This window comes from Erythrobacter sp. YT30, from assembly GCF_001542875.1.
Classification (GTDB): domain Bacteria; phylum Pseudomonadota; class Alphaproteobacteria; order Sphingomonadales; family Sphingomonadaceae; genus Erythrobacter.
The window spans coordinates 70,945-83,184 of record NZ_LMAF01000002.1 but is presented as its reverse complement, the minus strand read 5'-3'; the positions used below and the strand labels follow the sequence as shown (position 1 = coordinate 83,184).

The 12,240-nt window shown below is 57.9% G+C and carries 8 protein-coding genes; 3 read left to right on the top strand and 5 right to left on the bottom strand.

Features of this window, described 5'->3' with window-relative positions; translation table 11 throughout:
* Window positions 1–21: 21 nt before the first annotated feature.
* Both putP and typA read right to left on the bottom strand, forming a co-directional pair.
* A complete protein-coding gene (gene putP / locus AUC45_RS05080) occupies window positions 22–1,500 on the bottom strand; it encodes a sodium/proline symporter PutP (protein ID WP_067599306.1) in 1,479 nt (492 codons plus the stop codon).
* A gap of 54 nt (window positions 1,501–1,554) precedes the next feature.
* The gene (gene typA, locus AUC45_RS05075; RefSeq protein ID WP_067599303.1) at window positions 1,555–3,387 is read right to left on the bottom strand and encodes a translational GTPase TypA; all 1,833 of its coding nucleotides are present in this window, start codon (window positions 3,385–3,387) and stop codon (window positions 1,555–1,557) included.
* Between the two features lie 340 nt (window positions 3,388–3,727).
* Here typA and AUC45_RS05070 point away from each other — a divergent pair, with 340 nt between their 5' ends.
* Window positions 3,728–6,361 carry a TonB-dependent receptor gene (locus AUC45_RS05070; RefSeq protein WP_067599300.1) on the top strand — a complete coding sequence of 878 codons (2,634 nt, stop codon included), beginning with the start codon at window positions 3,728–3,730 and terminating at the stop codon, window positions 6,359–6,361.
* A gap of 143 nt (window positions 6,362–6,504) precedes the next feature.
* Entirely contained in the window at window positions 6,505–6,984 is a 480-nt protein-coding gene (locus AUC45_RS05065; RefSeq protein WP_067599297.1) for a DUF805 domain-containing protein, read from the top strand.
* A 66-nt stretch (window positions 6,985–7,050) separates the two neighbouring features.
* Here the strand turns inward: AUC45_RS05065 and AUC45_RS05060 are convergent, their stop codons facing one another.
* Both AUC45_RS05060 and AUC45_RS05055 read right to left on the bottom strand, forming a co-directional pair.
* Window positions 7,051–9,588 (bottom strand): ABC transporter permease, encoded by a 2,538-nt coding sequence (locus AUC45_RS05060; protein WP_067599294.1) that lies wholly within the window; start codon window positions 9,586–9,588, stop codon window positions 7,051–7,053.
* Window positions 9,585–10,337, bottom strand: a complete 753-nt coding sequence (locus tag AUC45_RS05055) for an ABC transporter ATP-binding protein (protein WP_082700974.1) — start codon at window positions 10,335–10,337, stop codon at window positions 9,585–9,587. The genes AUC45_RS05060 and AUC45_RS05055 overlap by 4 nt, the downstream gene beginning before the upstream one ends.
* 75 nt (window positions 10,338–10,412) lie before the next feature.
* On the opposite strand from AUC45_RS05055, the gene AUC45_RS05050 reads away from it, so the two are divergent.
* On the top strand, window positions 10,413–11,138 hold the full coding sequence (locus AUC45_RS05050) for an arylesterase (protein ID WP_233998537.1): 726 nt from the start codon (window positions 10,413–10,415) through the stop codon (window positions 11,136–11,138).
* On the opposite strand, the gene recF is transcribed toward AUC45_RS05050, so the two are convergent.
* Complete coding sequence (gene recF, locus AUC45_RS05045; RefSeq protein WP_067599284.1) at window positions 11,135–12,223, bottom strand: DNA replication/repair protein RecF; 1,089 nt, start codon at window positions 12,221–12,223, stop codon at window positions 11,135–11,137. The two genes, AUC45_RS05050 and recF, sit on opposite strands and share 4 nt — an antisense overlap.
* Window positions 12,224–12,240 lie beyond the last annotated feature (17 nt).

Here is a 12,240-nt window from a genome sequence, read left to right as displayed (position 1 = left end):
CTCTCTCCGGTATTGCTGCTATCAACCCTGCGTCGCAGGCTCGGTTCCAGTGGCTTTGCTGACCACCACGATGGCTATCGAGGCAGCGATAAAGCCCGGGACAATTTCATAAAGCCCCTGACCGCCGATAAAGTCGGAATTGAGCCCCAGCGCAATCCATGCGGCGACCACTGCGGCGCCTGTTACAAGTCCGGCAACCGCGCCCGCTCCTGTCATTTTGTCCCACGTAAGTGAGAGGATAATCAGCGGTCCGAACGCCGCGCCAAACCCGGCCCATGCGTTGGAAACGAGGCCAAGCACTTGACTGTCTGGATCGGCTGCAATCGCAATCGCCGCCAGCGCGACCAAGGCAACGCAGACCCGGCCAACATTGACAGCCTCTTTCTCCCCGCACTCCTTGCGCAGGAACAAGCGATAAAAATCCTCGGTCAAGGAGCTGGACGAGACCAGCAACTGCGAACTGATCGTGCTCATGATTGCGGCCAGCAATGCCGCAAGGAGAAACCCTGTGATGAGGGGATGAAACAGCAATTCAGAAAGGATGATGAAAATCGTTTCAGGATCTTCCACTGGAATCCCATTGCGTTCAGCGTAGGCGCGTCCTGCAATTCCAATCCCGATCGCTCCGATCAAAGCGACACCCATCCAGGTGAGGCCGATATTGCGCGCGGTCTTCACTTGCTCAACGCTGCGGATCGCCATGAAGCGCACAATGATATGCGGCTGTCCGAAATAACCGAGACCCCAAGTCACTGCGCTTACAAAGCCGAGCAATGTCAGCCCTTCAGTCAAGCTTAAAAAGCCAGGTTGCGATGCAGCGACATTGGCTATCGATCCGCCCGCTTCGCCGCCTGTGCCAAACATCACGACAAGCGGCATGAGCACCAGCGCGACTACCATGATGCACCCTTGCACGAAATCGGTAAGGCTGACCGCGAGAAACCCGCCGATCATGGTATAAGCGAGCACAACGCCCGCCGTGATCCAGATGCCGAGCATGTAATCGCTCATGGCAACATTGGGGAGCAGGCCAGCAAAGGCTGTCTCAAACAGCTTGCCTCCACCTACTAGGCCGGCGGCAGTGTAGACGGTTAAGAATGCGACGATCACGATCGCGGATACGACCCGCAAGGCTACTGCTTTATCAGGGAAGCGATTGGCGAGAAACTCTGGGATGGTGAGCGCATTGCCGCGCGCCTCGGTCTGTTCGCGCAGCTGAGGCGCAACGATGATCCAGTTGACTACTGCACCCACGAACAGGCCGATGCCGATCCACGCCTCAACCAGTCCGCTGGCATAGAGCGCGCCGGGAAGACCCAGCAGTAGCCAGCCCGACATGTCCGAAGCGCCAGCGCTCAGCGCTGCCACGGCTGGCGGAAGGTTCCGCCCTGCCAACAGGTAACCTTCGGATGTTGCGGTCGATTGGCGCCGGGCGAATAGCCCGATGCCGATCATGAGAACGAAATAGAGCGCGAGCGTAATCAGTGTTGCAGTTTGCATCGGCGCAGCGCGTAACAGGCGAGAGCCGCTAAAGCCACTCTAGTCCGTTCCCGGTTACGCTTCCTTCTTGCGCTTCGCCTTCTTGCGCTCATGCGGGCAGAGCAGCGCCTTGCGAAGACGGATCGATTGCGGCGTCACTTCGACCATTTCATCATCGTCGATGTAGGCAATCGATTGCTCCAGTGTCATTCGGCGTGGCGGGGTGAGGCGAATAGCGTCATCCTTGCCGGTGGAGCGGACGTTCGACAGTTGCTTTGCCTTCATCGGATTGACTTCGAGATCTTCTGGCTTGGCGTTCTCGCCGATGACCATGCCTTCATAGACCTTCATCTGAGGCTCGATGAAGAGCTCGCCGCGATCCTCAAGCATGTTGAGGGCATAACCGACTGCCTCGCCATCGCCGTTGGAGATCAGGACACCGTTGATGCGGCCTTCAATCGGGCCTTTGTAAGGGCCGTATTTCTCGAACAGGCGGTTCATGATCCCAGTTCCGCGCGTGTCGGAAAGGAATTCTCCGTGATATCCGATCAGCCCGCGCGATGGGGCTGAGAAAGTGATGCGCGTCTTGCCTTGGCCCGAAGGACGCATTTCGGTGAGGTCAGCTTTGCGGCGCTGCATCTTTTCAACGACGGTACCCGAATGCTCATCATCCACATCGATGACTACGGTTTCATAGGGTTCAAGCTTCTCGCCATTCTCTTCGCGCAATAGCACTTTTGGTCGGCTGATGCCGAGCTCAAATCCTTCGCGGCGCATGGTCTCAATAAGAACACCAAGTTGCAATTCACCGCGACCAGCGACTTCAAACGAGTCCTTGTCCGCGCTCTCGGTGATGCGAATGGCGACATTGGTTTCCGCTTCGCGATTAAGGCGGTCACGGATCATACGGCTGGTGACCTTATCACCCTCGCGCCCGGCAAGCGGACTATCATTGACGGCAAAGCGCATCGCGAGCGTTGGTGGGTCGATCGGCTGCGCAGCGATGGGTTCGGTCACGCTGGGATCGCAGATGGTGTTGGCAACGGTCGCCTTTTCAAGCCCTGCCAACGCGATGATATCGCCAGCCTTCGCGCTTTCGACCGGAACACGCTCCAACCCGTCAAAGCTCATGAGCTTGGTCGCACGTCCCGTTTCTACAACATTTCCATCCATATCAATCGCATGGATTGGATCGTTGATGTTGATTGTTCCGGATTGAACGCGGCCTGTGAGTACACGGCCCATGAAATTGTCGCGATCAAGCAGGGTCGCCAGAAAGCTGAACTTGCCGCTCGTATCGAGGCCTGGCGGTGGCACGTGATCGCAGATCAGCTTGAACAGCGGCTCCAGCGTGCCCTCGCGTGCGGTCTCATCATCGCTTGCATAGCCATCACGGCCCGATGCCCAAAGCGAGGGGAAGTCGAGCTGTTCGTCATTAGCATCGAGCGAAGCAAACAGGTCAAACACTTCGTCCAGCACTTCCTGCGGACGGCCATCAGGGCGGTCAATCTTGTTGACGACGACGATCGGTTTCAGACCCAGTGCAAGCGCTTTGCCGGTCACAAACTTTGTCTGCGGCATCGCGCCTTCTGCGCTGTCGACCAGCAGAATCACGCCATCGACCATGCTCAAGATACGTTCGACCTCCGCGCCGAAATCGGCGTGGCCGGGCGTATCGACGATGTTGATCCGCGTCGTCTCGCCTTCATGTTCCCATTCGACGCTGGTGCATTTGGCAAGGATGGTGATGCCGCGCTCTTTTTCGAGATCACCTGAATCCATCGCGCGTTCTTCGACGCGCTGGTTGTCGCGGAACGTGCCCGACTGGCGAAAGAGCTGGTCGACCAGAGTGGTCTTACCGTGGTCAACGTGCGCGATGATCGCGACATTTCGAAGCGAATTGGACATTTTCAAAGGGCTTTCGCAAGAACGGGGGGCGGGCAAGTTATGGTGCACCGCAATATCTGCGGCGCGCCTAGCCTAGCGAGCGCCCCCTCGCAAGCGCTGCGATGAATTGAAGTAGAGCGCGCTCAATACTGTTACTTGCCGTAACGTAAAGTCCACACTTGCGCTTCTTTCCACCTCTAAAGGTGTGATAGACTTGCCACAATCGGCAGCCTCCCCTCGCAGAACTGCCTGTTTCGTCCTTGTTCCGTTAACAACATCCGCCTATTACTTTCGCCAATCGCGCCGGGACTTGCGCATCTGGGGATGCACTTGGCGTAGATTAATGAGGAGAGGATATCCCATGCGTTCTATTTTCACCGGCTCTGCCGGGTCGTACCGCTACGCGCTGCTGACAGGCGCGGCCGCATTTGCTTTTACAGCCCCTAGCGTCGCATTCGCACAAGATGCTGATGACACCGAGCTCGAGGCGCCTGATGCAGACAACCTGATCATCGTCACCGCGTCCAAGCGCGAACAGACGCTTCAGGAAACCCCGATTTCAGTTTCCGTGACCAGCAATGAAACGCTCGAAAACGCGCAAATTCGCGACGTGCTCGATTTGCAAACTGTCACGCCCTCGCTGCGGGTCAGCCAGCTGCAAACATCGTCGGCGTCGACTTTCATCATTCGCGGTTTCGGTAACGGCGATAACAACTTCGGCGTTGAGCCATCTGTAGGCGTGTTCGTTGACGGCGTGTTCCGTTCTCGGTCTGCTGGCGCCCTTTCCGACCTTCCCAATGTTCAGCGTATTGAGGTCCTGAACGGCCCACAATCAACGCTGTTCGGCAAGAACGCTTCTGCTGGCGTTATCTCCGTCGTCACTCGCGAGCCGCAGTTCGAATTCGGCGGCGCGCTTGAGGCAAGCTACGGTAATTTCAACGCTCTGATCCTGCGCGGTGACATTACCGGCCCGATCACCGATAACATCGCATTCTCTCTCGACGGCAGCTACAACCGCCGCGATGGTTTTGCCGATATCGTCAATCTTGATGAAGAGCAGAACGATCGTAATCGCTGGTCTGCTCGCGGCCAATTGCTGATTGAGCCAACCCCTGATCTGCGTATCCGCGCCATCGGCGATTATTCGCGCATCGACGAGGTTTGCTGCCAGGTTGGCACGCTTGTTTCTGGCCCGACCGTTGCCGGTATCCAGGCTGTCGGCGGCCAGATTGGAACGCCAGATACTTTCTTCGATCGCGATGCTTTCCTGAATGTCGTTCCAGTGAACGAAGTCGACAATTACGGTGGTTCTGTTCAGGTCGATTGGGAAACCGGTCCTATCTCGGTCACATCGATTACGTCGTATCGCGAGCTGAAGAACTTCTTCCTTTCAGACATTGATTACACAAGCGCTGATATCGCGACCGAAACGCGCGATCAGGACGTTGAAACCTTCACTCAGGAACTGCGGATTACTTCGGACTTTGATGGTCCGTTCAACTTCCTGCTTGGCGGGTTCTACTTCGATGAATCCATCACGCAGGAAAGCGGCGTTCAAAACGGCACCCAGATCCGCGATTTCTTCGAAATCCTCGCAGGCGGCAACCCGGTCGACGTTTTGAGCGGCGCGCCGAGCGTCTTCAACGGCGTTGAAGCGGGTCTTGGACTTCCGCAGGAGAGCATCTTCCTGACGCCGCTTTTGACCAGCGAAAATTTCGCGATGGACAACACAGCATGGTCAGTCTTCGGTACGTTTGATTTTGAACCCATCGACGGCCTCGTGCTGACCGCTGGCTTCAACTATACCGATGACAGCAAGGACTTCGCTCTAAGCCAAACGAGTTTCGATCCGCTTGCGAATGTCAATCTGGTCGATGCCTTCATCGTTGGCGGTATTGCACAGGCGCTGGCGATTGCTCCGGGTGATGTGACGCCTGCAATCATTGCAGACTTCTCGTCGAACCCTGCAACAGCGCCGATCTTTGCTGGTATCGCTGCTGCAGCTCAGGATCCTGCCCAGAACGCGCTGCTGCCGCTTGCACCGTTCCAGTTCCAGCCGCCGTTCCTGACAATCCCGAACGCGGTGGAGAACGGTGAAACGAATGACGATGAGTTCACCTATCTGCTGCGTGCAGCGTATCAGGTGTCGAATGAGCTCAACATCTACGCGAGCTACGCAACTGGCTTTAAGGCAAGCTCAATCAACCTTTCGCGAGATTCGCGTCCGGCGGCTACTGACTTCGTTCCCGGGCCTGGTCTCTCGACGATCTTGGCACCGCCATCGAACATCCTGAATGCCGGGCTTGCCGTACCCAACCTGCGCTCAGGTACGCGCTTTGCGGGTCCGGAAGAGGCAGAAGTCTACGAAGTGGGTCTGAAAGGCCAGTGGCCGGGCTGGGGCTTCAACCTCGCCGTGTTTGATCAGACGATTGACGGTTTTCAGAGCTTCTTGTTCACCGGTACCGGATTTGAACTGCGCAATGCGGGTCAACAATCGGTCAGAGGATTTGAGCTCGATACAACCGTCAACCCAGCGGATGGTCTCGTGCTGACCTTTGCCCTCACGCACCTTGATCCGCTGTTTGACAGCTTCCCCGACAGTGTCTTGGGTGATCTCAGCGGTGAACGTCCGGGCGGCATCCCGTCATGGGCGATTGCAACGTCGGCGACTTACACGCACGAGTGGGACAGCGGCACCCAACTGGTGACGCGCGTCGATTACAACCACGAAAGCAACACCGAGATCAACAACGGCCTGCCGACTTTCAATGCGGCGCTTGGCAACACGTTGATCTTCCAGCGTGAGGTGAACCTCGTGAACGCGTCGATGACGCTGAAACTCAACAACGGTCTGGAAGTGGGCATCTGGGGGCGTAACCTTACCGATGATGAGCACATCCTGACAGTGTTCGACGGTGTGGCACAATCTGGCACTGTATCGGGTTATCCGAACGCACCGCGCACCTATGGCGGCCTCGTCCGCTTTAAGTTCTAAGCGGTTCCAACCGACTACCATCAAGGCCCCGCGCAGCGATGCGCGGGGCTTTTCATTTGTATATGAGAATAGCTTAATCGCGGCACTTGTATTGTGCGCGGGCTTATGGTGGCTTGGCACCACTCACTTAGGGGGAGATTCTCATGGAATGGATGATTTTGCCATTTCGGCGGTATTTTGATTTTCAGGGTCGATCGCGGCGTAAAGAATTCTGGATGTTCTTTCTGCTCAATATGATCGTTGGTTTGGTTCTTGCCGGGCCTTTCTACTTTTCATTGATGAGCGCGACTTTCGACGCCGCTGCCAGTGGCGCGAGCGATGAAGCTGCTGCGGCAGCAGCGATGAGCGGAATGGGAACGTTCGGAATGATCGGTATCGGGTTGTATGGCCTATATGCACTCGCAGCACTTATACCCAATATTGCAGTAACCGTTCGCCGCTTGCACGATCGTGACATGTCTGGCTGGTGGTATCCCGGGTTGGTCCTAGCGTCGCTAATCCCATTCCTTGGAATTATTGCGAGTATCGGGCTTTTCGTATTGTTGATCTTGCCAGGAACGGACGGACCAAACCGTTTCGGGCCAGACCCCAAAAACCCATACGACGAAAACGTCTTCGCCTGATTGGGTGGAAAATCATTTGGATTAAGCGGGCGGCGGCCATCTGGCCGCCGCCCTTTTTCATGCCTTCTAAAGCTCGCGCAGGGCCTGCGCGGGCTTTGCTCTTAGCAGCGGCAGTGAGCCTCCGATCGCAAAGGCGAGCACCATGGCAAGGCCCAAGCTGAGCACGGCCAGCACTTGGCCCCAATCGGGCAGCCAGTCGAATTCAAACATCTGGGTAATGACAACCCAGCCAAGTGCGGACCCCAATCCCAACGCAACCAGCGCGAGAAGCGCTGCGATCAGGCCATATTCGGCCAATTGCAACGAGAGGATTTGCCGCCTGCTTGCACCCAGGACGCGCAGGACGACCGTGTCGTAGGTGCGTGCAGCGCGCGCTGCAGCAATCGCGCCCATCAGCACGGCAAGTCCAGCGAGCACCGCTACGGATGCTGCGGCCAGGGTTGCTAGGCCCACTTGCTGCAGCAGAGTGCGCGCTTCGATGAGGATATCGCCCACTTCGATCACCGATGTGGACGGAAGAGTGCGTACCAATTCGCGCAGCAATTCGCCTTGAGCGGTCGCATCGGCAGCTTCTGGCAGGTCAATGGTCGCAGAAAGCTTGTGCGGGGCATCTGCAATCGCTCCGCGTGAGAAAACCATGGTGAAGTTAAAGCCCATGCTTTCCCAATCGATCTCGCGTACATTGGCAATGCGCGCCTCTCGTTCGGTACCCAGCAGCCCGATGGTGAGGTAGTCGCCCACCCCAAGATTGGCGGCATCGGCGAGTTGTTTGTCAATGGAAACCAGCGCTTCGTCCGCTTCGCTTTCATCCCACCACTCGCCTTCAACAAGCGAATTGCCGGGTGGCACTTCATCGGCATAGGTCACGCCGCGCTCCCCGCGCAGAGCCCACGCGCCTTCGGGAAGCTCTTCGAGGTCTGCGACGCGGATCATGTTGTCTTCGGGACCGTAAGCGAGCACCGATGCGCGCAAGGTCGGCACGGCGCGAATGGCGGCATCGGGGAATTTGTCCTCGACAATGCTGGTGAAGCGATCTTCCTCTTCAACGGGTACATCGAGCACGAAATAGTCGGGCGCTTCTTGGGGCACGCGGCTTTGAATGTTGCCGTCAATTGCCGTCTGGATTGCAGCCAAAAGGACAAAGGCAGCAAGGCCAAAGCCAAGAGCTGTCACCAGCGACCCTGTCGGCGCACCGGGGCGATAGATATTTGCCAGCGCGCTTCTGAGGATAGGATTGGAAGGGCGGGGGAGGCGCCTGGCGAGGTATTGGATGCCAAAGCCAAGCGCGGCGAGTGCAGCCAATGCACCACCCGCTCCCAAAAGAAAGCTGCCTGAGAGGATCGGCTGCTTGGTTGTCAGCATGGCGAGCGCGCAGATCGCGCCAATGCCAATAATGGTCGCGATCAAGGCGCGCTTGTCTCGCGCTAGAGGCGCCACGCGGGAGCGCATCAATGCCATGGCGGGGAAAGACCGTGCGCGTAGGAGCGGTGCAGCGGCGAACGCGAACGCAACCAGAATACCATACGCACCTGCAAGCAGGAGCGGAGCTGGCTCAATCACGAAACCGCTCTCAACCGGCAACAGCCCATCCAGAGCAGTGCTGAGAAGGGGTGTAACCAGCACGCCGGTCGCAATACCCAGCGCGCTTCCCAGAAGTGCGGCCGCGCCAATCTGAAGCGCATAAATCCGCACAATATCGCGTGAGGATGCGCCGAACACTTTAAGTGTCGCAATGCTTGCACGGCGTTGATCGAGGTACGATGATACACCGCCCGCAATCCCGATGCCGGCAATTACCAGAGCGGCCAAGCCCACCAGCGTGAGAAAATCGCTCATCTGGCGTACAAAGCGGTCCGCCCCGGGAGAAGCGCGGTCGCGGGTGCGGAAATCGAAACCGGAATTGGGGAAAGCATCTTCCAGCGCTTCGCGCGCCTCATCGGGTTCCTGCGAGGAACTGTCGAAAGCGACCCTGTATTTGCTTTCGTAGAGCGAACCTGGAGATAGCAATCCAGCGTCTCCGGGCACGTTGTCAGCAACAATCACGCTAGGGCCAAGCTGGAAACCCTCTGACAAACGATCAGGTTCGTTCTCAATCACGCCGGCGGCAGTCAACGTTGTTGTGCCGACAGTGAATGTGTCGCCGACACGAATATCCAAGCGGTCAAGCGCTCCCCGCGCTACATAGGCATCGGTGCCGGTCGGAGCACCCACTTTGCGCCCATCGGCGAGTGTCAGCGCGCCATAGAGCGGCCAATTGCCATCAACAGCTTTGAGTTCGACTGGCGCGGCGGCATCATCCACGGTTGCCATTGCTTGCAGCCTAGTACCTCCTGAAACGGTGCCGTATTCGGCCAGCGCTTCCTTTTCGGTATCGTCAAGGTCACGCTGCCACACTTCGACTTCGAGATCGCCGCCAAGGATGACCTGGCCCGAGGATGCCAATTCGCGCTCGATTGAAGCGGTCAGCGTGCCAATCGCCGCCAGCGCGCCAGTGCCCAGGAATATGCAGATCACAAGCAGCCGAAGCCCTTTGAACCGGGCGTTTAAATCCCGCTTGGCGATATGCCAGGCTTTTGCCCAGGAGAGGCTTGTCGTTGTGCTCACTCGGCGGCCACAGTCAAATTGGCCCCGGTCCGCTCATCTGAAACGATGATCCCATCGGCCATGGTGAGAACGCGCTCACACTTTTCGGCGAGGCTGCGATCATGCGTGATGATGAGCAATGTTGCGCCCGTTTCCGCGCGGCGGGCAAACAGCAGATCAACGATTTCCTCGCCCGTGCCGACATCAAGATTGCCCGTCGGTTCGTCGGCAAAGATAAGGCTGGGGCGGGGCGCGATCGCTCTGGCGATGGCCACACGCTGTTGTTCGCCGCCCGAAAGCTGAGTTGGGTAGTGCCCGATACGGTGGCCAAGCCCGACCGCCTTCAATTCCGCCTCAGCGCGCTCGGTCGCATCTGCGCTTCCCGCCAGCTCCATCGGTGTGGCGACGTTTTCGGCGGCTGTCATAGTCGGCAGGAGGTGGAAAGCTTGCAGCACAATCCCGATCCGGCCTCGGCGTGCCTGCGCCAAGCCATCTTCATCAAGGTGTGTGAAGTTCGACCCTGCAACCATAAGATCGCCGCTTGTCGCGCGCTCCAACCCGGAGAGAACGGCCATCAGTGAGCTTTTTCCAGAACCCGAAGGGCCAAGAAGAGCAACGACCTCGCCGTGGGCAATCTCCAGATCGATGCCGCGCAGAATGTCCACGGGCGCTGCAGCGCTGCCCAGCGTCAGCGTGAGATTGCGGGCGACGATCGCTTTGAGGTCGGCCGCAGGGTGAGAGGGGCTTGAAGGATTTGTCACATGAGCCAGATGGGTTAGATAAGAGCCTGAAACAAGGCGCGATCAAGAGGTTTACAGATCACCATGGGTATTTGGCAGAAACGCGTGAGCGCTTTGATTTGTTTCCCGGCGCTTTTCGCGCTTGCTGCCTGCGGCGGCGAAACGGCCGAAGCGCCTGCAGAAATCGCTGAGAATTCCGAGAGTGCTGAGCTGCCCGAAATTCCTGTAATGGGGCCTGAACGCACGATACTGGCCTTTGGTGACAGCCTGTTTGCTGGTTATGGTCTGGAGCCTGGACAGAGCTATCCCGCAAAGCTCGAAAACGCATTGCGGCGCCAGGGGATCAATGCGGTGATGGTCAATGCAGGCATTTCGGGCGACACCAGTTCAGCAGGATTGGAGCGGCTCGAATTCACCCTGGACAGTCAGGACACCAAACCTGACCTGTTTATCCTCGAGCTTGGCGGGAATGATCTGCTGCGCGGCATTTCACCCGAAGAAACGCGCGCGAATTTTGATGCGATGCTGACTGAGCTTAATAGCCGCGACATTCCCGTACTTATCATGGGAATGCGGGCGCCCCCCAACTATGGCCCGGAATATCAGGCTGAATTCGATGCGATTTATGCGGAGATGGCCGAAAAGTACGACACTGCAATCATCCCGTTCTGGCTCAATGATATCTACGAGGACACGAACCTCTTTCAGCGCGATCGCATCCATCCCACTGAAGAGGGGATCGAAGCGCTGGTGGCATCGACGCTTGATGAAGTTGCTGCGGCTATTCCTCAGGAGGAAGATCCTCAGGAGGAAGACGCCGAGGCTGGCTAAACCCGCTCAACAGCGCCGCCAGATACACGCCAGATAGCCGCTTCTTCTTTGATTGCGTCAAACGGGGCCATTTCCGTCCCCGTCATCCAGATTTGCGCTTTGCCCTGACGAAGACGCGCAAACAACTCGGTCCGGCGTACTGGATCGAGGTGAGCGGCGACTTCATCGAGCAGCAAGATGCTGGGCCGTCCCGATGACGCCAAGACGCCATGTGCGAGCGTGATCGCGATCAGCATCGCCTTTTGCTCTCCCGTCGAACACGATGCGGCTGGTTGACCCGAAGATGCCATCACCACTTCCAATTCATCGCGGTGCGGCCCCGTGAGCGCGCGTCCCGCAGCACGATCGCGGGGACGCTCACGGGCGAGAGTGGCAAGCAGCTCTGCCGGGTCTAGCGGGCCGCCAGACCGATAAAGAAGTAGAGGCTTGGCAAAAGGTTCGGGCGGGAGCGCAGACAGTTCGTCGCCCAACATCGCGACAAGTCGCGTCCGTGTTCCAGAAACTTGTGATCCGTGCTGCGCAATCTGTGCTTCAATCGCATCGAGCCAGCGCGCATCCTTGCGATCTTCGAGCAGGCGATTGCGTTCTCTAAGCGCGATTTCCAAGGACGAAACGCTTTTCGCATGGCCGGGCTCAATTGCGAGCGCCATCCGATCCATAAATCGCCGCCGCGCGCCTGCGCTATCGGTGAACAGGCCATCCATTGCTGGGGTCAGCCAGGATACTGCGTGCCATTCTGATAAAGCGCTGGCAGTGGCGTCGGCACCGTTGACGCGGACGAGGCGGCGCGTGGGGCGATCTGGCGTTGTGTACGTGCCGATGCGAGCGGAAACTTGCCCTTGCTCCACCAGACTTGCACCAATCGAAAAGTGGCCGGCAGTCTCTTCCTGAAGCTGCCGCCGGGCAAAGTCGCCGATCGAGGCCCTGCGCAATCCGCGCCCCGGACTAAGCAGCGACAATGCTTCCAAGACGTTGGTTTTTCCGGCGCCATTCTCGCCAATCAACAGATTGAAATGCGCTGTGTCATCGAGCGTGGTGCTCGCATGGTTGCGGAAGTTTTCGAGAGTGATTCTCTGCAAAGCCATGGCGCACACCCCGGTTA